Genomic DNA, 24,842 nt, shown 5'->3' on the forward strand with positions numbered 1-24,842 from the left:
GCCGGCGTGACGCCGCGGTAGCGTTGAGCAAACTGTAGGCGGGGGCGGGAATGCTGCTGAGTGACATCGACTCGTGGAATGTCGGTGCGCTGCATTCCATCGCGTTCGAACTCGGCGACGAGCTCACCACCATCGAAGGGGTCGCGTCCGACCTCGAGCTGATCTCCCGGTTGCCGGGTTGGGACTCGCCGGCGGCCGACGCCGCCCGTGGCAAGATCCACGACACCAGGGGCCGGGTGCTCGACGACGCCGCGGTGATCGGCGCGGTCGCCCAGTTGGCCGAGGAGACCGGCGCGGCGGTGACGACACTGCAGACGGAGTTGGCGGCGGTGCGCGCCGACGTGGCCGCGCAGGGCGGTTTCCTCCTCCTCGCCGACAACGGCGACGTGACGGTCACCGGGCCACCCGAGGTCCAGCAGGAACTCGCGGCCGTCGCGCAGGACATCGAAACCCGCGCCAAGGCGCTCATCCACCAGGCCGAGGACATCGACGCCGACTGCGCCGAGGTGTTCGGGCACCTGCAGGCCGGCGACATCACCGCCCGCGGAGCAACCGACTTCGCCACCGCCCAGGAGGTCGGACGCGATCAATCGGGCCTGTCGGCGCCCTATCCACCGGAAGGCGACGGCGCCACCCCGCAGGACGTCAACGCCTGGTGGAACGCGCTCAGCGACGAGGAGCAACGCAAGGTGATCGCCGAGCACCCGGACTGGATCGGCAACCGCGACGGGGTGCCGGTGGCGGTCCGCAGTGAGGTGAACAAGGCCGCACTCGACCGGGAACTCGCCGACGCGCAGCGCGACGTCGACGCGATCCCGACGCTTCAGGAGTACCTGAAGGACAAGGGCGTGGCGCTCGACCGCGGGGCGTACGGCCATGTGCAGGAGTACCACCGGATGGTCGCCGAGCGCCGGGCGCGCCTCGACGACCTCAGGGCGACGAAGGATGCGGTGTCCACCGGGGGCAAGGACGATCCGAACAAGTACCTGATGCTGCTGGAGTTCCCCGAGGGTCGCGAACCGCGCGCGGCGATCGCGGTCGGCAACCCCGACGACGCCAGGCATGTCGCGGTCACCACACCCGGGGTGGGCACGACGCCGACCAGTCTGCCGGACATGGTCAGTGAGGCGTCCGCCCTGCGCAGCGAGATCCAGAACCAGCTCGGTCTGGCGGGCAAGGGCGGCGAGCCGGTGTCGACGATCGCCTGGCTGGGCTACGAGCCGCCCGCCAAGGACGACATCTCGGTCGTCGAGGCGGGCTTCGAACGCCGGGCGAACGAGGCCGCGCCGGACCTGGCCGACTTCTACCGCGGCGTCAACGCCACCAACGTGCACGGCTCGGAGGTGAACCTGTCGGCGTTCGGCCATTCCTACGGATCCCTGACCACCGCTCAGGCGCTGCACGAACTCGGGGAGACCGGGGTCGTCGACAATGCCGCGTTCTACGGATCTCCCGGTCTCGGGTTCACCGACCAGACGACCACCGAGTGGCGCGGCAACGTGCCGTACGAGGCGGCGGTGCCGATCCGGGACGAAGCGGACCTGTTCCTGCCCGACGGGCGCGCCTACGTCATGTCCGCCCCCGGCGATCCGATCTCCGGGGATCCGGCGGTGCTGGGCGTCCCGGTACCGGCGCTGGGCGATTTCGGCGCCCTCGGCCCGAACCCGCTGACGCTGCCGATGGAACAGTTGTCCTCCGGTGCCGCCGTCACCCCCGACGGGGTCTCCCGGGACGGCGCGGCCTCGCACGCGGACTATCCCCGTTCCGTTCCGCAGGCCGACGGGACCCAGGTGCTGCGGACCCCGGCGTACAACCTGGCGATCATCGCGGGGGGCCTGGCCGACGTGCCCCTTGCCAACGGAGACGAAAGGCTGATCCGATGACGGCTCGCAGACTGCGCTGGACGGTGGCCCCGCTGGCGGTGCTGATGGTGGCCGCATGCGGCGGCGGAAGCGGGGACGAGTCCCCGATGGCGAGCCAGGAGGTTCCGAAGATCGACATCGCACAGCTTCCGGATATCGAGCAGACCCGGACGCAGATGACCGAACTGGTCGACAGTGTGCGCGCGGAGGTCGCGCGGCTCGTTCCCGAGAGCGCACCGTGGACGCAGTCCTACGAGGAGTCCCGCGACAACTGCACCCAGCAGGAGAGCGGGCAGAAGGGAACGGCGCTGTACCTCGCCAAGTGGACGTCGCCGCTGTCGATGTCCGATGCGCAGTGGAACCTGGTGTTTCCCGCGGTGCAGCGGTTGGCCGCCGACGCCGGACTGTCCACGGTGACCGCGATGGCCGACTCCAGCCGCAACCACGACGTGCGCCTGAGCAGCGACGACGGTCGGACGCTGGTGTTCGGGTCGAAGGAGGCGTCGCTGCTCACCGGCAGCATCGCGTGCCGCAGACCCGCGGCAGGCGCCCCGTGAGCGGTCAGAACGTCCACGTCGAGACCGCGGCGGTGCGCCTGTCGGCCGCGCAGATGCACGTGGTCGCCGAGGAGGCGTCGTCGAGCCGGGCCGGGGTGGCCGCCGGCATCGCCGGTCAGGAGTCGGCGTGGAAGACGGCCGGCAAGCCGGGCTTCGCGGCGTTCATCGACATCCTCGAGACCCAGGCCGAACGGTTGCGCACCGATCTGACCGATCTCGGGGACAAACTGAATGCCGCCGCCGACGTCTACGACCAGCAGGACGCCGTGGGCGGCGCGGCGCTCGACGAATCGGTCCGCTACGACTGACGCGGTCCTACCGCAGGCGGAAGATCACCGTGCGCTGCACGACGAAGTTGATCACCGTCGCGGCACCCTGCGCGATGACGAAGGCCACCGGCACCCGCCACGGCTTGTCCTCCCAGGCCATGTAGAAGACGTAGTTGAGGCCCACCTGCGCGGCGTAGGTCGTCGCGTAGAGCGCGCACACCGCGAGGAACCGGGCGCGGCTCGGCGGGGCCTGGAAGGTCCAGCGCCGGTTGATCAGGTAGGCGGTGGTGGTGCCGGCGATGAAGCTGAGCGTCTTGGCGACGTTGACGTGCAGCCCGGCCTCGAGCAACAGCACGTAGAGGCCGAAGTCGACGATCGCGGCGAAGCCGCCGGTGAGCAGAAACCGCCACACCTGCGTGGTCAGCGACAGCTGGGGCGACATGGGGGGCTCGGCCACCCCGGCAGCTTATGCTCCTGCGCGCTCAGCGCAGCGTCGCCTCCAGCACGCCGCACAGCGCGTCGACCGCCGCGGCGAAGGCGTGTTCGGCCGGTGCGCCGAAGCCGATGATGACGCCGTCGGGGTCGGCGACGTCCGGCCCGGCCGCCGGGTGCCGCATTGCGGACAGCCCCACCAGCGCGAGCCCCGCGTGGCCGGCGCGTTGCAGCACCTCCTGCTCGGCGCCGTCGGGCAGGGTGAGGAGAAGGTTGAGTCCGGCTGCCAGACCGCGGATTTCGACGTCGAACGGGGCGAGGGCCTCGACGAGGCGGTCGCGCCTGCGCCGGTACCGCATGCGCATCCGGCGGATGTGGCGGTCGTAGTGACCGTTGGTGATGAAGTCCGCCATGGTCAGCTGGGCGAGTGCGTCGACGAAGAACTGGTGGCCCCCGGAAGCGGCGACGACGGGTTCGACCAGGACGTCGGGCAGCGCCATCCACCCCAGCCGCAGCGCAGGCGCCAGGCTCTTGCTGGCCGATCCGAGGTACACCACCCGTTCGGGGTCCAGGCTCTGCATCGCGCCGACCGGTTGCCGGTCGTAACGGAACTCGCCGTCGTAGTCGTCTTCGAGGACGTAGGTGCCGCGGCGCTGCGCCCAGTCGACGGCGGCGGTGCGGCGGGTGGGGTGCAGCGGCATCCCGTGGGGGTTGTGGTGGGCGGGGGTGAGCAGGACCGCGGGCACGTCGTGGCGGGCGAGGTCGTCGACCACCGCGCCGTGGTCGTCGAGGCCGATGGGCACCGTCGAGGAACCGAGCGCGCTGATCGCATCGCGGAAGATGAACAGGCCGTAGGCCTCGACGGCGATCGGGCGCTGGGCGCTGAGGACGCGGGTGAGCAGTTCCACCGCGTGCCGGACGCCCGCGCACACCACGATGGTCTCCGGTGAGGTCCGGACACCACGCACCCGTCCGAGGTAGTCGGCGAGCGCCTCGCGGAGTTCCGGTCTGCCGCGCGGATCGCCCATCCACAACGCCTCGCTGGGCGCCGCGGCCAGCGCGCGGCGGGTCGAGGCGAGCCAGGCGCTGCGCGGGAACTCCGACACGTCGGGGGAGCCGGGCATCAGGTTGTGTCGCGCGGTCGTGCGTGATCCCCGCGGCCGGGCGGGCGGGCGGCGCGCCCCGGCGTTCACCACCCAGGTGCCGGCGCCCTGCCGAGAGGCGAGCCAGCCCTCGGCGACGAGCTCGGCGTACGACTCGGCGACGGTGTTGCGGGCGACGCCGAGGTCCTGGGCCAGAGTGCGCGATGGCGGCAGCATGGTGCCCGGGGTCAGCCGGCCCGACCGCACGGCCTCACGAAGGGCGTTGACCAGCAGTTCACGCACTCCCCGAGCGCCGGGACGGATGACCTCGCGCAGGTCGAGGTGCAGGTCGCGCGTCCCCGGATTGGCCCACGAAGTCATGCCTGAATTGAACCATCTCCGTGGTCTTTTCGGGATTAGCGTTCGAGGTATGACACAGACACTGGAAGCCGGGACCACCACCCGCATCACGATGTTCAAAGCCGCGCCGGAGCTCTACAGCGCCATGATGACGCTCTCGGAGGCCGCTTCGAAGGACCTGGATCCCGCCATCGGCGAGTTGATCAAGATCCGTGCGTCGCAGATCAACCGCTGTGCGTTCTGCCTCGACATGCACACCCACGACGCCCGCAAGGGCGGTGAGACCGACCAGCGCCTGGCGTTGGTCGCCGCCTGGGAGGAGGCCGGCGACCTGTTCACCGAGCGTGAGCGCGCCGCTTTGGCGCTGGCCGAGGCCATCACCGAGGTCGCGGGGCGGGGGGCCGTCTCCGACGAGGTGTATCGGCGTGCGGCCGAGGTGTTCACCGACCGTGAGCTTGCGCAGGTGATCGCGATGACGGTGACGATCAACGCCTGGAACCGGATCAACCTCGCCGCGCCCCAGCCGGTCCCGCGCCGCTGAGACGAATACCGTCGCAGGTGTGCAGACCCGGTCCGGTGCGGAGATCGCCTTCGACGGTGACGTCGTGGCCAAGCTGCACCGGTCCGGGACCGACCCGCGGGCGTTGCGAACGCAGCTGCGGGTGGCCGACGCGTTGCGGGGCATTCTGCTGGCCCCGGTGACGGTGGCGCCGGAGCAGGTGGGGACACGGCTGCGGACCCGGTGGCCTCGCGTGGAAACCGTTGCGCCGGAACCGGATCAGCTGCCGTGGGCCGAGGCCGGGGCGCTGCTGGCCCGGCTGCACGCCCAGCCGGTCACGGCCCGGCTGCCGCACGGCTGGCCTGCCAGGATGCGGCGCGTCGTCGAGGCACTGCGATCGGCGGACTCCGCCGCGGAACCGGCGCGGAGGGCGCTCACCGAACTGCCGCCCGCAGCGTGGCGAGCCGGGTCACCGGAGCGCCCCCGCACATTCGTGCACGGCGACTTCCACCTCGGCCAACTCGGCCGACGCGCAGCCGGACAGCCGTGGGTGCTCCTCGACGTCGACGACCTCGGGGTGGGCGATCCGGCCTGGGATCTGGCTCGGCCGGCGGGATACTGGGCGGCCGGGCACATCCCCGACGAGGACTGGTCGGCCTTCCTCGACGCGTACCGGCAGACCGGCGGGGCGGCGGTGGCCGATGCACCGCCCGATCCGTGGCCGGTGCTCGACCCGTTCGCCAGGGCGGCGGTGATCGCCGCGGCCGTGCATGATCCCGGCGACGAGCTGCTGGCGGACGCCTGTGCCCGGATGGTCTAGCTGGAGAAGAACAGCCGACCGAACCCCTGCTTGCGGTAGTGCTTGTTACCGCGGTGACCCCAGCCGGGGCCGTAGCCGCCGTAACCCGATCCGTAGCCGGATCCGTAGCCGGCCGGTGGAGGCGGAGGTGGCGGGGCGGCCTGCATGAACCGGTTCTCCATCTCGGTGAGCGCTTCGAGTTCGCCGAGGTCGAGGAAGATGCCGCGGCAGGTGTCGCACTGCTCGAGGTGAATTCCGTTGCGCTCGTAGGTTCGCATGACGCCCTTGCACTTCGGGCAGACCAGGGTGTGGCCCGGTCCGGGCGAGGACGAAGAGGTCGGCGGCTGGTATGGCGGGATGCTCATATCCGCATAACGCCGGATGAGCGCTGGAAGTGCCGGGCCCCGCGCGAACGCAACCGGTCCCTGCCGAATGGCAGGGACCGATCGCGTGGGTGGAGGGTTATTCGCTGGCTGCCGGAGCCTTCTCGGTCGAGGTGTCGTTGTCCGCAGCCGGAGCCTTCTCGTTGTCGGCGGCGGGAGCCTTCTTCGACGGACGCTTGGTGAGCTTCTTGCCGAGGTCGTTGACCGCCGAATTCAGCTGATCGCCCGCCGACTTGAGGGCGCCTGCGATCTTGGCTCCGGGGTTGACCCGCTTTTTGGCGGGCTTGTCGGCCGGTATTTCTCCGGCACCCTCGTCAAGGACCACCGGGGTCAGGGTGCCGTCGCCCGGCTGCTCGGTTTCGGTGGGTGTCCCGCTGCCGACGGTCGTATCGACGACGGCCGCACCGTCGGTCGACGATGTCACGTCGGCGGTCTTGCCTGCGTCGGTGTCCGTCGCCGACACCGTGACCGTCGTGGTCGCCGCGTTGAGGAGCTCGGTGTCATCCACGAGTCGCAGAGTGGACTCCGGTACATCGAGCGGCGCGGGCGGCGGTGTGTCCTCCTCGTGAAGCGGATTGCCGGTGCCGTCCCACCCGAGTGCCCGCGCGATGGCCTGGGAGAGGTCGATGAGGGATCCGATGGCGCCGGGACCCTGGCCGGGGATCGAGATGGGACCGAGGCCGATGTCGAGCGCGTTGAAGATCGATCCCCCGGGGCTGAGCAGACCGCCGAAGGTCAGGCCGATCTCGGTGCCGGGCGGCAACTCGAGGCCCAGAGCCGGCCCCAACGCCGACAGCACGGGGGTCAGGTCGAGCGTCTGTCCGCCGTTGAGGAACGCGTCGACCACGGCGGCCGGGGTGTTGATCAAGGTGTTGAACGCCGCACCGATATCCGGGGTCTCGCCGGTGAGTTCGGCGAAGATCGCGCTTCCGCTCGCGGCGAGCGCCAGCACCGGACCGATGATCGGGCCTACCAGGCCGAGCAGCACACCACTGAATGATGTCGTCGTGAAATCGAGGATCGGTCCCAGGTCAGCGAGTGCCGGCACGATCGCGGGAAGGAGGGTGAACGCCAGTTGGTGCAGCGGATCGAGCGTCGTCAGGTCACGCTCGTAGAAAACGCCCGCCGCCGCCTCGAGGTTTTCGGCGATCTGGCCGGCGATCAGCTCGAAGTCGGGGAGCTCGCTGAAGTAGCGGAGCTGGTTGACGATGACCTGCTGCAGCACCGGGAACGGCGCCTCGGCCCAGTCCTCGATGAGGCCCGCGAGGTTCGCCTCCGCGTTCTCGAACACGTCCACCCACGGCGTGATCGGGTCGATGACGGCGGACAGGTTGACCGACGGGCTGGAGATCTTGATGTCCGGCAGCGGCGGCGCCACCGGTGCCATCGCGATCGCGCTCGCGCCCACGAGCGCGACCCCGGCAGTCGCGTACGGACGAAGTCTCAGTTCCATCACGATCTCCTTACGGCTACGTAAATAATGTGCTTGAGAACGTAACTGAAAAGGTTCTGACGGGAAGCAAATTTGCTTGATTCGTTGAGCTATCTTTTGAAACTTGCAAATACATTCAAGATCAATTCTTGATCCGAAGTAGTTGACCGTCTCGGTATTCACGCAGTTCAGCGCATCGCAGAACCAAGAAATTGGCAGGCAATGGCCCCTTGGGAGACGCATCGGCGTTTCCGCTTTTTGCGATGACACGCAGTCGGTAGGCGTGTTGAGACGGGACTTCGCAGTTCGTAGCGCGTGCGCCGGCCGGTGGCGATCCCGCAACGAGCGCCGCTGCTGCGCTCGAGCTCTAAACCCAGTACGGCACCCGCGCCCGATACTGCTTCATCGCCAACGCCGCCATCGCCCACCCGATCACGGTCAACACCAGCACCACGATCCAGTGCCGCAGCTCCTGGTCCGCCCCCAGCAACGGCGCCCGCACGATGTCGAGATAGTGCAGCAGCGGGTTGAGCTCGACGATTCTGGCGTAGGACCCGGCGCCCTGCTGCTGCAGCGTCGCCTCGTTCCAGATGATCGGCGTCATGAAGAACAGCAGCTGGACGACGCTGTTGAGCAGCGGGCCGATGTCGCGGTAGCGGGTCGCGAGAATCCCGAAGCACAGCGACACCCACACGCAGTTCAGCATGATCAGCAGCAGCGCCGGGACCACCGCGAGATCGGTCCAGTGCCACGGCTTCGGATAAATGATCGCGATGATCACGAAGATGATGATGTTGTGGCCGAACAGGATCATCTGCCGCCACACCAGCCGGTAGACGTGTACCGACAGCGGCGTCGGCAGCTGTTTGATCAGTCCCTCGTTGGCGATGAACACCTCGGCGCCCTCGAGGATCGACGCGTTGATGAGGTTCCAGACGATCAGGCCCATCGTCACGTACGGAAGGTGTTCGGACAGCTCGAGTTTGAACAGCTTCGAGTACAGCAATCCCATCGCGACCGCGGTGGCGCCGGTGGCGATGGTGATCCAGAACGGGCCCAGCACCGAACGCCGGTAGCGCTGTTTGATGTCCTGCCATCCGAGGTGCAGCCACAGTTCGCGTTTGCCGAACCCGTCGCGAAGGTCACCCCAGGCGCGCGCCATCGTCTTCGACTGCGCTGACGCCTCATCGAAACTCATGTGCCCGGCCTCCCGAACCTCTCCTCGCGACCAAGACGGCGCAACCGAATCCATTCCCGCAGCCCGGCGGGGTCGCGCCGGGACACCAGGAAGTACCAGCCGAACCGCACCCACTCCTGCGGGAGCAGCTTGCGAAGTCCCGGCTGGGACAACAGGTATCCACGGTTGCGATAGGTGAAGAACCGTTTGGTCGCATCGTCGGGATACTGCGTGTGCATGCGGCCACCGAGGATGGGCTTGAATTCGTCACTGCCGTACGGGTGGACGTACGTGGCGCGCAGGCAGGTGCCGAACGGCAGACCGGACCGCACGAGACGGCGGTGCACCTCGACCTCGTCGCCGCGGACGAACAGTCGCAGGTCGGGGACGCCGACGGCCTCGATGGTCGAGGCGCGGAACAGTGCACCGTTGAACAGCGACGCGTAGCCCGGCAGCAACTCGGCGTCGCCCAGTTCCGAGACATGTCGCCGCCACACCAGTCCTCGGCGCAGCGGGAACGCCAACCGGGTGGGGTCGGCGATGTCGCACACCATCGGCGACACCTCGGCCAATCCGTGACGCTCGGCGCAGTCCAGGAGCGTCTGCAGCACCGAGGGGTCCAGCGGCCGTCCGTCGTCGTCGGCAAGCCACACCCAGTCCGCGCCCTGGGCCAGCGCGTGCAAGATGCCGAGCGCGAAACCGCCGGCGCCCCCGAGGTTTCGGCGCGATCCCAGATACGTCGACGGAACCGGTTGCGCCGCAACCAGATCGCGGACGAATGAATCGTCGTCGTTGTCCACCACGATCAGCCCGTCGGGCCGTCGCGTCTGCGCGCACAGCGCGTCGAGCGATTTGGCCAGCGACTCCGGACGTCGGTGGGTGACGACGACTGCGTAAACCGCGTCACTCATCGGTGACCGATGCCGGCCAGTCGCCGCGGTGTTCCTCCAGCACCTCCCGCACATGCCGTGCCGCGTCGTCACCCTCGTACGCACGCACGACGTCCTCGATGCCGCCGGTCATCTTGACCGTGCCGTGGTCGATCCACATCGCGGTCTTGCACAGCCGCGCGAGGAACTCGTTGGAGTGGCTGGCGAACACCAGGATTCCGGAGCGCTCCACCAGGCTCTGCAGCCGCGACTGGGCCTTCTTGAGGAACTCGGCGTCCACCGCGCCGATGCCCTCGTCGAGCAGCAGGATCTCGGGGTCGATGCTGGTGACGACGCCCATCGCCAGCCGCACGCGCATACCGGTGGAATACGTGCGCAGCGGCATCGACAGGTAGTCGCCGAGCTCGGTGAACTCCGCGATCTCGTCGATCTTGGCCAGCATCTGCTTGCGGGTCTGCCCGAGGAACAGGCCGCGGATGATGATGTTCTCGTACCCGGAGATCTCGGGGTCCATCCCGACGCCGAGGTCGAACACCGGGGCCACCCGGCCCGTCACGGTGGCCGAACCCCGGGTGGGTTCGTAGATGCCCGACAGCAGGCGCAGCAGCGTCGATTTCCCTGCGCCGTTGTGCCCGACCAGACCGACCCGGTCTCCGAGCTCCAGCGACATGGTGATGTCGCGCAGGGCCTCGATGACGACGACGTTCGACGCGTTGCGTCCGATGGCGCCGCCGGCCTTACCGAGGAACGCCTTCTTCAACGACCGGGTCTTGGCGTCGAAGATCGGGAACTCGACCCACGCGTCACGGGTCTCGATGCGAGGAACCGCCACCGCAGCCCTAGAGGTACTGCCCGGTGCCGGGGTGCGCGGGTCCGCCACGCTGGCCCTGCACCGCGATGCCGGGAGGCAACGCACCCTGGCGCATCTGTTCGAGCTGGGCCCGGGCAGCCATCTGCTGGGCGAACAGCGCGGTCTGGATGCCGTGGAAGAGCCCCTCGAGCCAGCCGACCAGCTGTGCCTGGGCGATGCGCAACTCGGCGTCCGACGGGACGCTGTCCTCGGTGAAGGGCAGCGTCAGCCGCTCGAGCTCCTCGCGGAGCTCCGGCGCCAGGCCCTCTTCGAGTTCCTGGATGCTCGTGTGGTGGATCTCGCGCAGCCTGTTGCGGCTCGCGTCGTCGAGGGGAGCGGCCCGCACCTCCTCGAGGAGCTGCTTGATCATGGTGCCGATCCGCATCACCTTGGCCGGCTGTTCGACCAGGTCGGACAGCGACTTGCCGTCGCCGTCCGCGGTGTCACCGCCGCCGGGGTCGCCGCCGATGATCTCGATGTTGTCGTCGTCGTTGTTCAGCGTCATCTGAGTCGCATTCCCTCTACAGGCTGTTCTATCGGTGTGACACTAGTCCGTTGTCTGCGTGACTCCCGCACGCCACCGCCCGGTCGGTCAGTGCCCACGCCACCGCCGGGAGGGCCGGTGGAGGTATCGCACGCGTCGGCGGGCGCCGCTGTCGGCAAACCCTCAGCAGACGCTGCGAGATGGCGGTCGCCGACACGTTCATCGCCGCGAGGTCGGTGGGTCCAACGGCAGGAAGGCCCCGGGCGCCGACGCTGGGGCCACCTCAGCAACGGCGGGGGGATTAGCACTCAACTCTCGAAGGGTCCTGGACTAGTATGGCTCGGCAGGTGTTCCGATCCGGTGCGGCGACGGCATGCGCGCGGTCGGACGCCGCCGGGAAATCGTGTCGGTTTGTGGAATTCACGAACGCTCTAAGGTGGCAGGAATGGCATACGACGTCGCCCGGGTGCGTGGGTTGCACCCCTCATTGGGCGACGGATGGGTGCACTTCGACGCCCAGCACGGGATGTTGGTGCCCGACGCGGTGGCCACGACGGTCTCCACCGCGTTCCGGGGGTCGATGTCGACCACCGTCGGCCCGCATCCGTCGGCGCGGCGCAGTGCCGCGGTGCTGCATGCGGCCCGCCAGGCGGTCGCCGACCTGGTGAACGGTGATCCGCGCGGTGTGGTGCTCGGCGCCGACCGCGCGCTCCTGCTGGCCTCGCTGGCCGACGCCGCGTCGACCCGGGTGGGGCTGGGATACGAGGTGGTCGTCACCCGACTCGACGACGAGGCGAACATCGCGCCCTGGCTGCGGGCGGCCAACCGCTACGGCGCCAAGATCAAGTGGGCCGAGGTCGACATCGAGACCGGCGAACTGCCCGCGTGGCAGTGGGAGGGGCTGATCACCGGGCCGACGCGCATGGTGGCGATCGCCTCGGCGTCCTCGACCATCGGCACGGTGACCGACCTGCGGGCGGTCACCAAGCTGGTGCACGAGGTCGGCGGCCTGGTGGTCGTCGACCACTCCGCGGCGGCCCCGTACCGGCTGATCGACCTCGACGAGATCGACGCCGACGTCGTCGCGCTCAACGCGGTGGCGTGGGGTGGCCCGCCGATCGGCGCGCTGGTCTTCCGCGACCCGTCGATCATCGAACAGTTCGGCTCGGTGTCGCTGGACCCGTACGCGACGGGACCGGCGCGCCTGGAGGTCGGGGTGCACCAGTTCGGCATGCTCGCCGGGGTGGTGGCCAGCATCGAGTACCTGGCCGGCCTCGACGAGAACGCCACCGGCACCCGCCGCGAGCGGCTGTCGCTGTCGATGCAGTCCGCCACCTCGTACATGAGCCGGCTGTTCGACTACCTGTTGATGTCGCTGCGCTCGCTGCCGCTGGTGATGGTGATCGGGCAACCCGAGGTCCGCATCCCGACGCTGAGTTTCGCCGTCCGCGATGTGCCTGCCGAGAAGGTGGTGCAGCGGCTCGCCGACAACGGCGTGCTGGCCATCGCGAACGCGAACTCCCGGGTGCTCGACGTCATCGGGGTCGACGACATCGGCGGTGCCGTCACCATCGGCCTCGCGCACTACACCACCACCGCCGAGGTGGATCAGCTGGTGCGCGCGCTCGCGTCGCTGGGCTGAGGGCCGCCCCGACCGTCAGTCCCTGACGCGGAGCAGGACCTTGCCCGACACCTCACCGGAGTCGAGCAGTTCCTGCGCGGCCTGGGCCTCGTGCACCGGGAACTCCGCGCCGATGATCGGGCGCACCCGGCCGTCGGCGACCATCGGCCACACGTTGGCCACCACCTGCGCGACGATGTCGCTCTTGCTGCCCGGCCCGGTGACGGGGCGTGAGCGCAACGCGGTCGCGGTCACGCTCGCGCGTTTGGCGAGCAGCTTGCCGATGTTGAGTTCTGCCTTGACGCCGCCCTGCATGCCGATGATGACCAGCCGTCCGCCCGCGGCCAGGGCGTCGATGTTCCGGTCGAGGTACGCCGCGCCCATGATGTCGAGAATCACGTCGGCGCCCGCCCCGTCGGTCTCGGCGCGGAGCCGCTCGACGAAGTCCTCGTCGCGGTAGTTGACGGCCACCTCGGCGCCCAGTTCCCGGCAGAGGTCGAGCTTGTTCGCCTTCCCCGCGGTGACGGCGACCCGGCAGCCGAGCGCGTTGGCCACCTGGATGGCATGAGTGCCGATCCCGCTGGCGCCGCCGTGGACCAGCAGCACCTCGCCGGCGGCGAGTGCGGCGGTCATCACGACGTTGGACCACACGGTGCACGCCACTTCCGGCAGTGCGGCTGCATGGGCGAGTTCGACCGATTCGGGCACCGGCATCACCTGGCCCGCCGGGACCGTGACGTTCTCGGCGTACCCGCCGCCTACCAGCAAAGCGCAGACCGGTTGCCCGACGGACCAGCCGGTCACCCCGTCGGCGATGTCGGTGATGACGCCGGAGACCTCGAGGCCCATGATGTCGCTGGCGCCCTTCGGGGGCGGATACTTGCCTGCGGCCTGCAACAGGTCGGCCCGGTTGATTCCGGCGGCAACGACCTCGATTCGAACCTCACCCGATTGAAGTGCGCGTTCCGGTACTTCCGTCCAATTCAGCTTTCCTGGGGACTCGGCGACAATCGCATGCATCATCTCAACCCTACTCTTGGGTACAGTTCGCTTCCCGGACACCGCTTCGTGCTTTACCATGGGCGGATGGAGGGGATGATAGGGGGGCGTACGGCGAGCGACATGCCGGGCCTCGACATCGCAGAACAACGGTCCTGGCAAAATTTCCTGGACGCCGCGCTGAGGCTCTACGCCACGCTGAACAAGACGTTGGTCGAACAGCACCATTTGACGCTGAACGACGTCCGCCTGCTCGACATGCTGGACAAGTCCCCGACAGGGTCCGCCCGCATGGGTGATCTCGCGGAGAAACTGATGTCGCTGCCCAGCCGGGTGACCCGTCAGATCCGCCGTCTGGAGATGCAGGGTCTGGTGCGGCGGGGGGCGAGCCCGGACGACGGTCGCGGCGTGCTGGCCTCGATCACCGACGACGGGCGCACCCAGGTCCGCGAGGCGATGATTACGTACTCGGAAGGCGTGCGGACCCATTTCCTGGGCAGGCTGTCCCGACCGCAGATCGCGGCCATGGGGGAGAATTGCCGCCGGGTGAGCGCCGCCATGCGCGCCGGCTCGGCGCCCGCCAGGCTCGGCCGCGTCTAGCACCCACTACGCTGTTGCGCGGTGGCGTGGCAGAGCGGCCTAATGCACTCGCCTTGAAAGCGAGAGACGGCTAACACCGTCCGGGGGTTCAAATCCCTCCGCCACCGCTCATGGGTGCTATTCGCCGGTGAAGTTCGGCGGCCGCTTCTGGAACATCGCGGTCACCGCTTCGCCGAGATCCTTCGACGGCAGGAACGCCGAGTTCCACGCCGCGACGTAGCGCAGACTCTCCGACACCCGGGCGATGCGCTGCTGGTCGAGAACGTCCTTGACGCCGTGGACGGTCAGCGGCGGGTTCGCGGCGATCTCCTCGGCGGTCGCGCGCGCGGCCGCCAGCGACGCCTCCGGATCGTCGTACACGTCGTTGACCAGACCGATCTTCTCGGCGCGTGCAGCGTCGATGTCCTTGCCCGTCAGCGCGAGTTCGCGAAGGTGCCCGTCGGTCAGGATCAGCGGCAACCGCGCCAGCGAGCCGACGTCGGCGACGATCGCCAGCTTCACCTCGCGGACCGAGAACTTCGCGTCGGCACTCGCGTACCGGATGTCCACGGCGCTGATCAGGTCGACACCGCCGCCGATGCACCAGCCGTGCACCGACGCGATCGTCGGGGTACGGCAGTCGGCCACAGCGCTGATCGCGCCCTGCATCGTCTGCAGCGTTTTGTGGAAGTCGGCGCGCGATCGGGCGCCGGCGTCGAGGCCGGGCAGCGTGCCACCCATGGCGGCGAGGTCGAGGCCGTAGCTGAAGTTGCGGCCCGAGCCGGTGAGCACGATGGCGCGCACATCGGGGTCCGCGTCCAGCGAGGTGAACACCTCTGGCAGTTCGGCCCAGAACGCCGGCCCCATCGCATTGCCCTTGCCGGGACCGATCAACGTCACCTGCGCGACGTGGCCGTCGACGTCGACGGTCACCGACTCGTATGTATCGCCCATGGTGTTCGAGGCTAGCGCCCGATGAGGATGTCGCTGAGCTTGGCCGAAGGCAGCACCTCGCAGATCGCGTCGGCCAGGGTTTTGGCGACGACCGCCCGCTGATCGCTCAGCCGGCCGCTGCCCTCGGCGACCAGCTCGCCGACGATGGCCAGCTGGGCGTCCTCTTCGAGTCCGAGGTACTCCTTGCAGGTGACCGTCGTCGCGTCGGGGATCGGCGGCCCGGGTTCGGTGGTCTGGGCGACGGTCCCGGTCACCGTCTGTGTGCAGCCGGCGAGCACACCCGCGCACAGCAGTGCCGCAACCGTCAGAGTCCTCGCGTGCGTGCCCATCTGGGCCACGATAGGTCACCGGCCACGTAACGTGAACGCCATGCGTAGTGACCTGCCGCAGGGCCCGGATTCACCGCCGACCGACGAACTGCGCAGTGCCGAGCTCAGTCTCGGCGTGCTGCACCAGGTGGTCCGCCCGATCGCGGCCGACGACCTGGGCAAGCAGACGCCGTGCCGCGAGTTCGACGTGGCCGGGCTCACCGAGCACCTGCTGCGGTCGATCACGATCCTCGGCGGCGCGGCGGGCGCGGAGATCCCGCAACGCGATCCGTCGGATTCGGTCGAGCGGCAGGTGATCCTCGCGGCGCGGCCTGCGCTCGACGCGTGGCACCGCCGCGGCGTCGACGGCGGCGTCGACGTCGGCGGCAACACGATGCCGGGCACCGTCCTGGTCGGCATCCTGTCGCTCGAATTCCTGGTGCACGCTTGGGATTACGCGACGGCGATCGGGCACACCGTGCCTGCGCCCGATTCGTTGTGCGAGTACGTGCTCGGCATGGCGGAGAAGATCATCACCCCGGAGGGCCGGGTGCGGGCGGGCTTCGACGAACCGGTCGAGGTGCCCGACGACGCCCCGCCCCTGCAGCGCCTGCTGGCGTTCACCGGCCGTCGCGCCGAGGTCTAGACCCGTTCGAGGTAGAAGTACAGGTGACGGTCGGCCCCCGAGCTGGAGTCGAGGGCGCCCTTGCCGTTCATGATGCCCATGACGGCGTTGTCGTCGACCTTCTTGAAGTGGTCATGCACGGGTGCGCCGTCGTAGACCATCGAGGCGGTCACCTCACCGCGGAACTGCTCCATCCAGAGGCTGGCCTCGCCCTTCATCGCCTCGGTGTTGGAGAACCTGTTGCCCTCGGTGTCCAGGCACACCAGGGGTTTGGCGTCGGTGGCCGAATGGAACGTCTTGCCGAACCAGTTGAGCCGCTCCATGAACCCGTTGGCCTTGTGTCCGGTGTGGAACTCGCCGCCCTTCCACTCGCCGATCATGAAGTCGATGTCGACGGGTTCCAGGGTGCTCCAGAACTCGTCGAGTTCGGCGTCGCCGAGGGTGCCGGTCCGCCCCTTGAGTTCGTCGAAGGTCTCGCGGGTCGTGCGCGTCGAGGTCATGGCTGTCCCATCCACTTGAGGGCGAATTCGAGGAAGGCGTCGTTCTCGTGGGGCGCGGCGACGGTCACCCGGACCCCGTCCTCACCGTAGGGGCGCACCACGAGCCGGTTCTGCGCGGCCTTCTCGATGAAGTCGAGGGTGCGCTCGGCCAGCGGCAGCCACACGAAGTTCGCCTGCGACGGCGGCAGCGTGAACCCGGCGTCGCGCAGGGTGCTCGTGACGCGGTCGCGTTCGGCGACGAGCTCGTCGGTGCGGGCGAGCAGTTCGTCGGCGGCGTCGATCGAGGCGATCGCGGCGGCCTGGGAGAGGCTGGTCGCGGAGAACGGCACGTACACCTTGCCGAGCGCGGTGACGATGTCGGCGTCGGCGACCGCGTATCCGATCCGCAGTCCGGCCAGCCCGTACGCCTTCGAAAAGGTCCGCAGCACCACGACATTCGGGTGGGACCGGACCAACCCGAAACTGTCCGGCGCCATGCCGTCGCGAATGTATTCGACGTAGGCCTCGTCGAGCACGATGAGGATGTGCGGCGGGACGGCGGCGACGAACTCGGCCAGCGCCGCGGGATCGACGACCGTGCTGGTCGGGTTGTTGGGGTTGCAGACGAAGATCAGCCGGGTGCGGTCGGTGATCGCGGCGACCATCGCGTCGAGGTCGTGGGTGTGGTCGCGCAGCGGGACCTGCACCGGGGTGGCCCCGGCCGTACGCACCTGCAGCGGGTAGATCTCGAAGCTGCGCCAGGCGAAGATCACCTCGTCGCCGACCGAGGTGGTGATCTGGATCAGTTGCTGGCACAGGCTGACCGAACCGCAGCCGACGGAGATCTGCTCAGGGGCGAAGGATCCGCCGTCGAGGTGCTTGGCCAGGTGCTCCCGCAGGTCGAGATAGCCGTTGTCGGGGTAGCGGTTGATCTGGTCCGTTGCCTTCTCGATCGCGGCGCGCACGCTCGGCAGCGGACCGTGCACGGTCTCGTTGCTGGCGATCTTGATGGCACCCGGAACCGTCTTACCCGGTGTGTAGGCCGGGATGTCGGCCAATTCGGGGCGGAGGCGGGCGGTCACCTGACCAGCATAGGGGGGTGGATCGACCGCTTTGCTTCCACGGCCGACGGATGTGTAGGCTGTGCGACCGGCGGTAACGTCAGGAGGCGTGCCAGAGCGGCCGAATGGGACTCACTGCTAATGAGTTGTCCCCCTTACAGGGGACCGGAGGTTCAAATCCTCTCGCCTCCGCCGCGGCTGACTCGTCAGCCACGACACAACTGAACAGGCAAGCGCCCGTAGCTCAACGGATAGAGCATCTGACTACGGATCAGAAGGTTAGGGGTTCGAATCCCTTCGGGCGCACTCGACGAGCGACAACGACTCCCGCGGCACGCATCATGCCCGGGAGTCGCGCTTTTCCGTATCGGGGGGATGATGCAGATCGACGTCGCGAACATGATCGCCGCCATCGCAGCGGTGTCGGCGCTTGCGTTGTCGATCTACACCCACCGCCGGCAGAGTGCCGCGGAGCGAACCGCCTACATGACCTTGACGCTCACGCTCGACCGGATAGCCGACACGCATCTGATCGCCAGGACGTGCCTCGAGAACCGCTCACCCACGGTCAAACACCTCGACGTCGTCCGACTCCTCGTGTGCCCGCAATCCGAAGCCCCCGAGACCGCATGCCAGACGCTGATGGACGGTCCGGGACGGCTCCACCGCGTCGTGCACCGCGCGTTCATACGCTGACGCCGATCGGGCTGTTGAGTGCCGGTACTGCGGTCACAGCCGCTCGACCGCGTAGGTCGCGGCCTGCTGCGTCATCCCGTTGATCCCGTAGAGCGCGTGCGCGATGCTCGGCTGCCCGCCCGGGGCACCGTTGCAGATGGTGTCGCCCTCCGCGCACAGCTGCAGCGTCTTCGGCTCGTAGAGCGGGCCGATGACGACCGGCGGGGCGCCGAACGTACCGAGCCACTGCGGAGACGGCAGCCCGAACAGGGTGACCGCCGAGACGTGCTCGGCGACCTCCGCCGCGAGCGGCTGGGGAACGGCGTTGCGATACGCGGCCGGGACGGCATCGGGCACCGTCGAGGAGGTCACGAACCCGGCGACCACGGCTCCCTGTGAGAAACCGCCCAGCACGATGTCGGTGTCCGGGCACGTCGTGGCAATGGTCTGGACGCGGCTCCCGGCGTCGCGGATCCCTTCGACGACGGTCCTGGCCAGGTCGTCGCGGGCGTCGAAGTTGTTCGACGCCGCGTAGTTCACCGAATACACGTTGACGGTTCGTGGACCGGCCTGCGCGCGCACGGCGTCGACGAACGACTGTCCGACGCCGCCGACACCCGGCGCCTCACCGCTGCCGCGGGCGAAGACGATCTCGACGTCCGGACACGCCTGGGCGGACGCCGGCGGGGCGGCCACGCCCACCAACGCGGCCCAGGTGGTCACGGCCACCGCGCCGAGGATGCGACCGAGGGGACGAACTCTCATAGGGGTAACTCCTGCTGAACGTAATGGCCCGACGAGAGGCGTGAGTACCCCCACGTGGGCCTGCCAAACTCCGCGTAATCTCGCACGGTATGACGACACCCACGGTGATCCAGCGCTGGCTCGACCTCATCGACGGTGATCACGGCGATGTGACGCCGCTTCTGGCCCGGGACGCGGTCTTCTACTCACCCGCGGTGTTCACGCCGCAGGAGGGGCGGGACAAGACCGCCGCCTATCTGAACGCGGCGGCAAAGGTGTTCGGCGGGAACGGGTTCCGCTACGTCAACCAGTGGTATGCCGACCGTTCGGCGGTGCTGGAGTTCGTCGCCGACCTCGACGGCGTCCACGTCAACGGCATCGACATGATCGACTGGAACGACGCCGACGAGATCACGTCGTTCAAGGTGATGCTGCGTCCGTTCAAGGCGCTGCAGACCGTCATCCCGAGGATGGCCGAACTGCTGCAGGCGCCGGTGCAGGAGTAGACCGATGCGGCTGCTCCTCATCGCCGACACCCACGTGCCCAAACGGGCCCGCGACCTGCCCGCGGCGGTGTGGGACGAGGTGGCGCACGTCGACGTCGTCATCCACGCCGGCGACTGGGTCGAGCCGGGTCTGCTCGACGTGCTCGAGGAGCGCTCCCAGCGGTTGGTGGCGTGCTGGGGCAACAACGACGGCGCGGAGTTGCGCCGCCGCCTGCCCGAACGCGCGGACGTCACGCTGGGCGGGGTGCGGTTCACGGTCGTGCACGAGACCGGGGCGTCCGGTGGGCGGGACGCGCGCATGGCCAAGCTGTACCCGGACACCGACGTGCTCGTGTTCGGGCACAGCCACATCCCGTGGGACACCACCGCGACGACGGGCCTGCGGCTGCTCAACCCGGGTTCGCCGACGGATCGGCGCCGCCAGCCGTACTGCACGTACATGACGGCGACGGTCGCCGACGGGACGCTGACCGATGTCGCTCTGCACAACATCGCCCCCGTGAGCCCGCGTGGCTGACCGTCCCGCCCGGGTCTCCGACGTCCACGAGGTCGCGGCCGCGATGCCGCACACGACACGCATCGAGGGGCCGAAGGGCAACGCGATCTACCAGGTCGGCGGGAAGTCGTTCGTGTTCTTCCGCACGCCGCAGCCGGACGCCGCGGATCCCGGCACCGGCGAGCGCTATCCCGACGTCATCATGATCTGGGTGGAATCCGACGCGGACAAGCTGGCCCTGGTCCAGGACCCCCACTCACCGTTCTTCACCACCGACCGGTTCGACGGTCACCTCTCGGTTCTGGTGCGCGGCAAGGACATCGGCCGGATCGGGCTCGAGGAACTGACCGAGTTGATCCAGGACGCGTGGCTGTCGCGGGCGTCGCGCCGGCGCGCCGAGCGCTGGCTGGCCGGTCGGCAGGACTGAGAAGCCGCTGCACGGCGGTGTGCATGGTGACATCATCGCCAAGGTGGCCCCCGACACCCCGCAGTCCATCGCCTATCCCGCGCCGGGCGCGCATCCGCACCGCGTCGACGAGGAGAAGCTCGACCCCCACGTCATCGTGTTGTTCGGCGCGACCGGCGATCTGGCGAAACGCAAACTGCTGCCCGGCATGGCGTACCTCGTGCAGTCCGCGCTGGCGCCCAAGATCCGCGTGGTCGCCACATCGCTCGAGGAGCTCAGCGGTGACGAGTTCCGGGCGCTGGCCCGCGAGGCCGTCGACGCGTTCGGCAATCACACGCTCTCCGACGAGGAGTGGGAGGGTTTCGCCTGCCGGATCTCCTACGTGCCGCAGAGCGCCGGGCCCGAGGCGCTCTCCTCGGCGGTGAAGGCGGCCGAAGCCGAACTCGGCCCCGACACGCGGCGGCTGCACTACCTGTCGGTGCCGCCCAAGGCGGCCACGGCCGTCATCACGATGCTCAGAGAATCCGACCTCGTCGACCGCTCGCGCGTGGTGATGGAGAAACCGTTCGGCACCGACCTGGCCAGCGCATGCGAACTGAACGCCTTCGTGCACGAGACCTTCGACGAGGCGCAGATCTTCCGCATCGACCATTTCCTCGGCAAGGAGGCCGCACAGAACATCCTGGCGTTCCGGTTCGCCAACGGGCTGTTCGAACCGATCTGGAACCGCAACTTCATCGACCACATTCAGATCGACATCCCGGAGAAGCTCGGCCTCGACCAGCGGGCCAACTTCTACGAGAGCACCGGCGCCTTCAAGGACATGGTGGTGACCCACCTGCTGCAGGTGATGGCCTTCGTCGTGATGGAGCCGCCCACCGCGCTGGAGCCCAGGGCGATCAGCGAGGAGAAGAACAAGGTCTTCCGGTCGATGCTGCCGGTGGACCCGAAGAAGGTGATTCGCGGTCAGTACGTCGGCTACCGACGGGAGGAGGGTGTCGCACCGGATTCGGAGACCGAGACGTTCATCGCGATGCAGGTCGGCATCGACAACTGGCGCTGGGCCGGGGTGCCGATCTATCTGCGCACCGGCAAGCGGATGGCCGAGGGGCAGCGGATCATCTCGATCGCGTTCAAAGAGGCGCCGCGTTCGATGTTCCCGCCCGGCTCGGGCGTCGGGTCCCAGGGCCCGGACCATCTCACGTTCGACCTCGCCGACAACTCCAAGGTGTCGCTGTCGTTCTACGGCAAACGGCCGGGCCCGGGGATGAAACTCGACAAACTGTCCATGCAGTTCTCGACCCAGGAGACCGGGCGCGTCGGCGACGTGCTCGAGGCCTACGAACGCTTGATCCTCGACGCGATGCGCGGTGACCACACCCTGTTCACGACGGCCGCGGGCATCGAATCACTGTGGGAGCGTTCGGCTCCGTTGCTCGAGGACCCGCCGCCGGTGAAGGTCTATCAACCCGGCACCTGGGGCCCCAACGCCATTCACCAGCTGATCGCACCCAACGCGTGGCGGCTGCCGTTCGAACGCGAATGGCGGGAGAAGAAGACGGAGTAGGCGCGTCCTCACCCGCCGGAGCGCTGCTGGTGGCAGGGTCGTCGGCATGGATTCGAAGCCACCGAGCGCGGCCATCGACGCGGCGCACAGGGATCACCTGAGTACGCTGCCATTTGCCGACAGAAGGGATTTCGACGACGCCGACCGCGGCTTCCTCGCCGCACTCGAACCGTGCGTGGTGACCGCCGCCGACGGGCGGGTGGTGTGGGACAACGACGCCTACGCCTTCCTCGGCGGGGACGAGGCGCCGGCGTCGGTGCACCCCAGCCTGTGGCGGCAGTCCCGGCTCGCCGCCAAACAGGGTCTGTACGAGGTGGTCGGGGCGAGCGGAGCGACGGGAGATGACCGGGCGGGTATCTATCAGGTGCGCGGGCTCGATCTGTCGAACATCACGTTCGTCGAAGGGGACACGGGCGTCATCGTCATCGATCCGCTGGTGTGCACGGAGACCGCCGCCGCCGCGCTGGCGCTGTACCGCGCGCACCGCGGCGAGCGCGCGGTCCGGGCGGTCATCTACACCCACAGCCACGTCGACCACTTCGGCGGTGTGCTCGGCGTGACCAGCCAGGCCGAGGTCGACGCCGGCGCCGTCGTGATCATCGCGCCGGAGCACTTCACCGAACACGCGGTGCAGGAGAACGTCTACGCCGGCACCGCGATGGCCCGCCGGGCGGCCTACATGTACGGCACCGTGCTGCAGCGCGGCGTACGCGGCCAGGTCGGCTGCGGGCTCGGCCAGGCGCCGTCGACCGGTGAGGTCGCGCTGATCGTGCCGACCGTCGACATCCGCACGACCGGTGAGACCCATACCGTCGACGGCGTCGAGATCGAGTTCCAGATGGCGCCCGGCACCGAGGCTCCCGCCGAGATGCACTTCTATTTCCCGAAGTTCCGTGCGCTGTGTATGGCGGAGAACGCCACCCACAACCTGCACAATCTGCTGACGCTGCGCGGCGCGCTGGTGCGCGACCCGCACGGCTGGGCCGGTTACCTCACCGAGGCCATCGACGCGTTCGCCGACCGCGCCGATGTGGTGTTCGCCTCCCACCACTGGCCGACCTGGGGACGCGAACGCATCGTGGAGTTCCTGTCCCTGCAACGGGATCTGTACGCGTACCTGCACGACCAGACCTTGCGCCTGCTCAACCAGGGCCACACGGGCATCGAGATCGCCGAGACCTTCGCACTGCCTCCCGCGCTCGAGAAGGCCTGGCACGCACATGGTTACTACGGTTCGGTCAGCCACAACGTCAAGGCGGTCTACCAGCGCTACATGGGCTGGTTCGACGGCAACCCCGGCCGGCTGTGGCAGCACCCGCCCGCGGCCGCCGGGCCGCGCTACGTCGCGGCGATGGGCGGGTTGGACCGGGTGGTCGAGCTGGCCCGGGCCGCCTTCGATGACGGTGACTTCCGTTGGGCGGCAACGTTGCTCGATCATGCCATCTTCACCGACGAACACCACGCCGACGCGCGTGATCTGTACGCCGACACACTGGAGCAACTCGCATACGGGGCGGAGAACGCCGTCTGGCGCAACTTCTTCCTGTCCGGTACGACCGAACTGCGCGAGGGCAACTTCGGGACCCCCACCCAGGCGACGTCGCCGACGGTGCTCGCGCAGCTCACCCCCGAGCAGATGTTCGACGCTCTGGCGATCAACGTGGACGGTCCGCGGGCGTGGGACCTCGACGTGGCGGTCGACGTGACGTTCGCCGACACCGGCGACAACCACCGGCTGACACTGCGCAACGGTGTTCTGGTGCACCGCAAGACGTCCGCGGACCGGGACAGTGCGCAGGCCACCATCCGGCTGTCGAACAAGCTGCGGCTGCTCGCCTACGCCGCGGGCGACACCGCATCGCCCGGCGTCGAAATCGACGGCGACGAGGCGGCGCTGGCGAACATCGTGGGCGTCCTGGACCGGCCCGATCCGGGATTCGACATCGTCACGCCCTGATCCGTCACGCCGCGACTCAGGGGATGCCGCCGTCGGCGCGCAGGATCGAACCCGTCGTGAAGCTCGACGCGTCCGACATGAGGAACAACGCGGCGCCGACGATCTCGCCCGGTTGGCCGGCCCGCTGCAGCGCGGAGTGACCGAACGGGTTGGACTCACCGCCGGTGAACGTCCACGCCTTGCTGATGTCGGTGAGGAACGGCCCGGGCATCAGCGTGTTGACCCGCACGGTGGGTCCGTAGGCCTGCGCCAGGGCCTCGGTCATCGCGTTCAGGCCGGCCTTGGACGCCGCGTAGGGGATGAACGACGGGTGCGGCCGCAGGGAGCCGTGCGTGCTGACGTTGATGATCGACCCGCCACCATCGGCGACCATGCGCTCACCGGCCAGCACCGACAACCGGAACGGGCCCTTGAGGTTCAGGTTCACCACCGCGTCGAACAGCTTCTCGGTGACGCTGCCCAACGAGTCGTACAGCGGCGACATCCCGGCATTGTTGACCAGCACGTCGAGCTTCCCGAACCGCTCGTACACCGCGTCGACGAGGCCGTCGAGCTGATCCCAGCGGCCGACGTGCACCGCATGGGCCATGGCCTCCCGGCCCGTCGAGGCGGTGATCTCCGCGGCGGTCGCCTCACACGTCTCGAGCGAGCGGCTCGCGATCACCACGTCGGCTCCGCACCGGGCCGCACCGAACGCGATCTCGCGGCCCAGGCCGCGGCTGCCGCCGGTCACCACCACCACCCGGTCGGTCAGATCGAACAGATCGTCGGCATAACCCATGGGCCCAT

General features: G+C 68.7%; 29 protein-coding genes and 3 tRNA genes. 17 read left to right on the forward strand and 15 right to left on the reverse strand.

What is annotated here, in order from left to right; translation table 11 throughout:
* Window positions 1-50: 50 nt before the first annotated feature.
* Genes AU196_RS12260 through AU196_RS26095 form a run of 3 tightly spaced genes read left to right on the forward strand, consistent with a single transcriptional unit; the run spans window position 51 to window position 2,727 of the window.
* Entirely contained in the window at window positions 51-1,883 is a 1,833-nt protein-coding gene (locus AU196_RS12260) for an alpha/beta hydrolase (RefSeq protein ID WP_059095352.1), read from the forward strand.
* Window positions 1,880-2,419 (forward strand): LppA family lipoprotein, encoded by a 540-nt coding sequence (locus AU196_RS26090; protein WP_059095353.1) that lies wholly within the window; start codon window positions 1,880-1,882, stop codon window positions 2,417-2,419. The genes AU196_RS12260 and AU196_RS26090 overlap by 4 nt, the downstream gene beginning before the upstream one ends.
* A complete protein-coding gene (locus tag AU196_RS26095; protein WP_059095424.1) occupies window positions 2,416-2,727 on the forward strand; it encodes a type VII secretion target in 312 nt (103 codons plus the stop codon). The genes AU196_RS26090 and AU196_RS26095 overlap by 4 nt, the downstream gene beginning before the upstream one ends.
* Window positions 2,728-2,734: 7 nt before the next feature.
* Here AU196_RS26095 and AU196_RS12275 read toward each other — a convergent pair whose 3' ends face one another.
* A complete protein-coding gene (locus AU196_RS12275) occupies window positions 2,735-3,130 on the reverse strand; it encodes a GtrA family protein (RefSeq protein ID WP_059095354.1) in 396 nt (131 codons plus the stop codon).
* A 40-nt stretch (window positions 3,131-3,170) separates the two neighbouring features.
* Window positions 3,171-4,583, reverse strand: coding sequence for a MocR-like pyridoxine biosynthesis transcription factor PdxR (pdxR, locus tag AU196_RS12280; RefSeq protein ID WP_059095355.1), 1,413 nt, complete (start codon window positions 4,581-4,583; stop codon window positions 3,171-3,173).
* A gap of 49 nt (window positions 4,584-4,632) precedes the next feature.
* On the opposite strand from pdxR, the gene AU196_RS12285 reads away from it, so the two are divergent.
* The gene (locus AU196_RS12285; protein ID WP_059095356.1) at window positions 4,633-5,103 is read left to right on the forward strand and encodes a carboxymuconolactone decarboxylase family protein; all 471 of its coding nucleotides are present in this window, start codon (window positions 4,633-4,635) and stop codon (window positions 5,101-5,103) included.
* A 19-nt stretch (window positions 5,104-5,122) separates the two neighbouring features.
* Window positions 5,123-5,881: a phosphotransferase family protein gene (locus tag AU196_RS12290; RefSeq protein WP_059095357.1), complete on the forward strand. Its 759-nt coding sequence runs from the start codon at window positions 5,123-5,125 to the stop codon at window positions 5,879-5,881.
* Here AU196_RS12290 and AU196_RS12295 read toward each other — a convergent pair.
* The 6 genes from AU196_RS12295 to AU196_RS12320 all read right to left on the reverse strand — a co-directional run bounded on the left by AU196_RS12295 (window position 5,878) and on the right by AU196_RS12320 (window position 11,097).
* The gene (locus AU196_RS12295; protein WP_059095358.1) at window positions 5,878-6,225 is read right to left on the reverse strand and encodes a TFIIB-type zinc ribbon-containing protein; all 348 of its coding nucleotides are present in this window, start codon (window positions 6,223-6,225) and stop codon (window positions 5,878-5,880) included. The genes AU196_RS12290 and AU196_RS12295 overlap by 4 nt on opposite strands.
* 97 nt (window positions 6,226-6,322) lie before the next feature.
* Window positions 6,323-7,696 (reverse strand): outer membrane porin GjpA, encoded by a 1,374-nt coding sequence (gjpA, locus tag AU196_RS12300; RefSeq protein ID WP_059095359.1) that lies wholly within the window; start codon window positions 7,694-7,696, stop codon window positions 6,323-6,325.
* A 346-nt stretch (window positions 7,697-8,042) separates the two neighbouring features.
* Window positions 8,043-8,873 (reverse strand): galactan export ABC transporter permease subunit Wzm/RfbD, encoded by an 831-nt coding sequence (wzm, locus tag AU196_RS12305; protein ID WP_059095360.1) that lies wholly within the window; start codon window positions 8,871-8,873, stop codon window positions 8,043-8,045.
* On the reverse strand, window positions 8,870-9,763 hold the full coding sequence (gene glfT1 / locus AU196_RS12310) for a galactofuranosyltransferase GlfT1 (protein WP_059095361.1): 894 nt from the start codon (window positions 9,761-9,763) through the stop codon (window positions 8,870-8,872). The genes wzm and glfT1 overlap by 4 nt, the downstream gene beginning before the upstream one ends.
* Window positions 9,756-10,574, reverse strand: a complete 819-nt coding sequence (wzt, locus tag AU196_RS12315; RefSeq protein ID WP_059095362.1) for a galactan export ABC transporter ATP-binding subunit Wzt/RfbE — start codon at window positions 10,572-10,574, stop codon at window positions 9,756-9,758. The genes glfT1 and wzt overlap by 8 nt, the downstream gene beginning before the upstream one ends.
* Window positions 10,575-10,581: 7 nt before the next feature.
* Window positions 10,582-11,097 (reverse strand): bacterial proteasome activator family protein, encoded by a 516-nt coding sequence (locus AU196_RS12320; protein ID WP_059095363.1) that lies wholly within the window; start codon window positions 11,095-11,097, stop codon window positions 10,582-10,584.
* 424 nt (window positions 11,098-11,521) lie between these two features.
* On the opposite strand from AU196_RS12320, the gene AU196_RS12325 reads away from it, so the two are divergent.
* Window positions 11,522-12,718, forward strand: a complete 1,197-nt coding sequence (locus AU196_RS12325) for a cysteine desulfurase-like protein (RefSeq protein WP_059095364.1) — start codon at window positions 11,522-11,524, stop codon at window positions 12,716-12,718.
* 15 nt (window positions 12,719-12,733) lie between these two features.
* Here AU196_RS12325 and AU196_RS12330 read toward each other — a convergent pair whose 3' ends face one another.
* Window positions 12,734-13,717, reverse strand: coding sequence for an NAD(P)H-quinone oxidoreductase (locus AU196_RS12330; protein WP_059095425.1), 984 nt, complete (start codon window positions 13,715-13,717; stop codon window positions 12,734-12,736).
* 66 nt (window positions 13,718-13,783) lie between these two features.
* Between AU196_RS12330 and AU196_RS12335 the strand changes: the two genes are divergently transcribed.
* Window positions 13,784-14,296 (forward strand): MarR family winged helix-turn-helix transcriptional regulator, encoded by a 513-nt coding sequence (locus tag AU196_RS12335; protein ID WP_059095365.1) that lies wholly within the window; start codon window positions 13,784-13,786, stop codon window positions 14,294-14,296.
* 20 nt (window positions 14,297-14,316) lie between these two features.
* Window positions 14,317-14,403: transfer RNA gene (locus AU196_RS12340), tRNA-Ser, on the forward strand.
* Window positions 14,404-14,413: 10 nt separating this feature from the next.
* On the opposite strand, the gene AU196_RS12345 is transcribed toward AU196_RS12340, so the two are convergent.
* Both AU196_RS12345 and AU196_RS12350 read right to left on the reverse strand, forming a co-directional pair.
* Window positions 14,414-15,229, reverse strand: coding sequence for a crotonase/enoyl-CoA hydratase family protein (locus AU196_RS12345; protein ID WP_059095366.1), 816 nt, complete (start codon window positions 15,227-15,229; stop codon window positions 14,414-14,416).
* 11 nt (window positions 15,230-15,240) lie between these two features.
* Window positions 15,241-15,558: a hypothetical protein gene (locus tag AU196_RS12350; RefSeq protein WP_231737539.1), complete on the reverse strand. Its 318-nt coding sequence runs from the start codon at window positions 15,556-15,558 to the stop codon at window positions 15,241-15,243.
* A gap of 40 nt (window positions 15,559-15,598) precedes the next feature.
* Here AU196_RS12350 and AU196_RS12355 point away from each other — a divergent pair, with 40 nt between their 5' ends.
* Window positions 15,599-16,183 carry a TIGR03086 family metal-binding protein gene (locus AU196_RS12355; protein ID WP_059095426.1) on the forward strand — a complete coding sequence of 195 codons (585 nt, stop codon included), beginning with the start codon at window positions 15,599-15,601 and terminating at the stop codon, window positions 16,181-16,183.
* On the opposite strand, the gene AU196_RS12360 is transcribed toward AU196_RS12355, so the two are convergent.
* Both AU196_RS12360 and hisC read right to left on the reverse strand, forming a co-directional pair.
* Complete coding sequence (locus AU196_RS12360; protein WP_059095368.1) at window positions 16,180-16,662, reverse strand: DUF4334 domain-containing protein; 483 nt, start codon at window positions 16,660-16,662, stop codon at window positions 16,180-16,182. The two genes, AU196_RS12355 and AU196_RS12360, sit on opposite strands and share 4 nt — an antisense overlap.
* Window positions 16,659-17,723 carry a histidinol-phosphate transaminase gene (gene hisC / locus AU196_RS12365; protein ID WP_059095369.1) on the reverse strand — a complete coding sequence of 355 codons (1,065 nt, stop codon included), beginning with the start codon at window positions 17,721-17,723 and terminating at the stop codon, window positions 16,659-16,661. The genes AU196_RS12360 and hisC overlap by 4 nt, the downstream gene beginning before the upstream one ends.
* An 82-nt stretch (window positions 17,724-17,805) precedes the next feature.
* Between hisC and AU196_RS12370 the strand changes: the two genes are divergently transcribed.
* The 3 genes from AU196_RS12370 (at window position 17,806) to AU196_RS12380 (ending at window position 18,398) form a co-directional block, all read left to right on the forward strand.
* Window positions 17,806-17,894 (forward strand) — tRNA-Ser (locus tag AU196_RS12370).
* A gap of 41 nt (window positions 17,895-17,935) precedes the next feature.
* A tRNA-Arg gene (locus AU196_RS12375) sits at window positions 17,936-18,008 on the forward strand.
* A gap of 72 nt (window positions 18,009-18,080) precedes the next feature.
* A complete protein-coding gene (locus AU196_RS12380; RefSeq protein ID WP_157546275.1) occupies window positions 18,081-18,398 on the forward strand; it encodes a hypothetical protein in 318 nt (105 codons plus the stop codon).
* Window positions 18,399-18,431: 33 nt separating this feature from the next.
* Here AU196_RS12380 and AU196_RS12385 read toward each other — a convergent pair whose 3' ends face one another.
* Window positions 18,432-19,142, reverse strand: a complete 711-nt coding sequence (locus AU196_RS12385; protein WP_059095371.1) for a cutinase family protein — start codon at window positions 19,140-19,142, stop codon at window positions 18,432-18,434.
* A gap of 89 nt (window positions 19,143-19,231) precedes the next feature.
* Between AU196_RS12385 and AU196_RS12390 the strand changes: the two genes are divergently transcribed.
* Genes AU196_RS12390 through AU196_RS12410 form a run of 5 tightly spaced genes read left to right on the forward strand, consistent with a single transcriptional unit; the run spans window position 19,232 to window position 24,053 of the window.
* Complete coding sequence (locus AU196_RS12390; RefSeq protein ID WP_059095372.1) at window positions 19,232-19,627, forward strand: hypothetical protein; 396 nt, start codon at window positions 19,232-19,234, stop codon at window positions 19,625-19,627.
* Between the two features lie 4 nt (window positions 19,628-19,631).
* Entirely contained in the window at window positions 19,632-20,144 is a 513-nt protein-coding gene (locus tag AU196_RS12395) for a metallophosphoesterase family protein (RefSeq protein ID WP_059095373.1), read from the forward strand.
* On the forward strand, window positions 20,137-20,550 hold the full coding sequence (locus AU196_RS12400; RefSeq protein WP_059095374.1) for an MmcQ/YjbR family DNA-binding protein: 414 nt from the start codon (window positions 20,137-20,139) through the stop codon (window positions 20,548-20,550). The genes AU196_RS12395 and AU196_RS12400 overlap by 8 nt, the downstream gene beginning before the upstream one ends.
* A 43-nt stretch (window positions 20,551-20,593) precedes the next feature.
* The gene (zwf, locus tag AU196_RS12405) at window positions 20,594-22,096 is read left to right on the forward strand and encodes a glucose-6-phosphate dehydrogenase (protein WP_059095427.1); all 1,503 of its coding nucleotides are present in this window, start codon (window positions 20,594-20,596) and stop codon (window positions 22,094-22,096) included.
* A 46-nt stretch (window positions 22,097-22,142) separates the two neighbouring features.
* Entirely contained in the window at window positions 22,143-24,053 is a 1,911-nt protein-coding gene (locus AU196_RS12410) for an alkyl/aryl-sulfatase (protein ID WP_059095375.1), read from the forward strand.
* A gap of 16 nt (window positions 24,054-24,069) precedes the next feature.
* On the opposite strand, the gene AU196_RS12415 is transcribed toward AU196_RS12410, so the two are convergent.
* The gene (locus AU196_RS12415; RefSeq protein ID WP_059095376.1) at window positions 24,070-24,834 is read right to left on the reverse strand and encodes an SDR family NAD(P)-dependent oxidoreductase; all 765 of its coding nucleotides are present in this window, start codon (window positions 24,832-24,834) and stop codon (window positions 24,070-24,072) included.
* Window positions 24,835-24,842 lie beyond the last annotated feature (8 nt).

This window comes from Mycobacterium sp. IS-1742 (assembly GCF_001500125.1).
GTDB lineage: Bacteria > Actinomycetota > Actinomycetes > Mycobacteriales > Mycobacteriaceae > Mycobacterium.

Coding starts and splice junctions, on each gene's coding strand:
- AU196_RS12260 (WP_059095352.1), top strand. CDS start 51: ATGCTGCTGAGTGACATCGACTCGTGGAATGTCGGTGCGCTGCATTCC.
- AU196_RS26090 (WP_059095353.1), top strand. CDS start 1,880: ATGACGGCTCGCAGACTGCGCTGGACGGTGGCCCCGCTGGCGGTGCTG.
- AU196_RS12275 (WP_059095354.1), bottom strand. CDS start 3,130: ATGTCGCCCCAGCTGTCGCTGACCACGCAGGTGTGGCGGTTTCTGCTC.
- pdxR (WP_059095355.1), bottom strand. CDS start 4,583: ATGACTTCGTGGGCCAATCCGGGGACGCGCGACCTGCACCTCGACCTG.
- AU196_RS12285 (WP_059095356.1), top strand. CDS start 4,633: ATGACACAGACACTGGAAGCCGGGACCACCACCCGCATCACGATGTTC.
- AU196_RS12295 (WP_059095358.1), bottom strand. CDS start 6,225: ATGAGCATCCCGCCATACCAGCCGCCGACCTCTTCGTCCTCGCCCGGA.
- gjpA (WP_059095359.1), bottom strand. CDS start 7,696: ATGGAACTGAGACTTCGTCCGTACGCGACTGCCGGGGTCGCGCTCGTG.
- wzm (WP_059095360.1), bottom strand. CDS start 8,873: ATGAGTTTCGATGAGGCGTCAGCGCAGTCGAAGACGATGGCGCGCGCC.
- glfT1 (WP_059095361.1), bottom strand. CDS start 9,763: ATGAGTGACGCGGTTTACGCAGTCGTCGTCACCCACCGACGTCCGGAG.
- AU196_RS12320 (WP_059095363.1), bottom strand. CDS start 11,097: ATGACGCTGAACAACGACGACGACAACATCGAGATCATCGGCGGCGAC.
- AU196_RS12325 (WP_059095364.1), top strand. CDS start 11,522: ATGGCATACGACGTCGCCCGGGTGCGTGGGTTGCACCCCTCATTGGGC.
- AU196_RS12330 (WP_059095425.1), bottom strand. CDS start 13,717: ATGCATGCGATTGTCGCCGAGTCCCCAGGAAAGCTGAATTGGACGGAA.
- AU196_RS12335 (WP_059095365.1), top strand. CDS start 13,784: ATGGAGGGGATGATAGGGGGGCGTACGGCGAGCGACATGCCGGGCCTC.
- AU196_RS12345 (WP_059095366.1), bottom strand. CDS start 15,229: ATGGGCGATACATACGAGTCGGTGACCGTCGACGTCGACGGCCACGTC.
- AU196_RS12350 (WP_231737539.1), bottom strand. CDS start 15,558: ATGGGCACGCACGCGAGGACTCTGACGGTTGCGGCACTGCTGTGCGCG.
- AU196_RS12355 (WP_059095426.1), top strand. CDS start 15,599: ATGCGTAGTGACCTGCCGCAGGGCCCGGATTCACCGCCGACCGACGAA.
- AU196_RS12360 (WP_059095368.1), bottom strand. CDS start 16,662: ATGACCTCGACGCGCACGACCCGCGAGACCTTCGACGAACTCAAGGGG.
- AU196_RS12380 (WP_157546275.1), top strand. CDS start 18,081: ATGCAGATCGACGTCGCGAACATGATCGCCGCCATCGCAGCGGTGTCG.
- AU196_RS12385 (WP_059095371.1), bottom strand. CDS start 19,142: ATGAGAGTTCGTCCCCTCGGTCGCATCCTCGGCGCGGTGGCCGTGACC.
- AU196_RS12390 (WP_059095372.1), top strand. CDS start 19,232: ATGACGACACCCACGGTGATCCAGCGCTGGCTCGACCTCATCGACGGT.
- AU196_RS12395 (WP_059095373.1), top strand. CDS start 19,632: ATGCGGCTGCTCCTCATCGCCGACACCCACGTGCCCAAACGGGCCCGC.
- AU196_RS12410 (WP_059095375.1), top strand. CDS start 22,143: ATGGATTCGAAGCCACCGAGCGCGGCCATCGACGCGGCGCACAGGGAT.
- AU196_RS12415 (WP_059095376.1), bottom strand. CDS start 24,834: ATGGGTTATGCCGACGATCTGTTCGATCTGACCGACCGGGTGGTGGTG.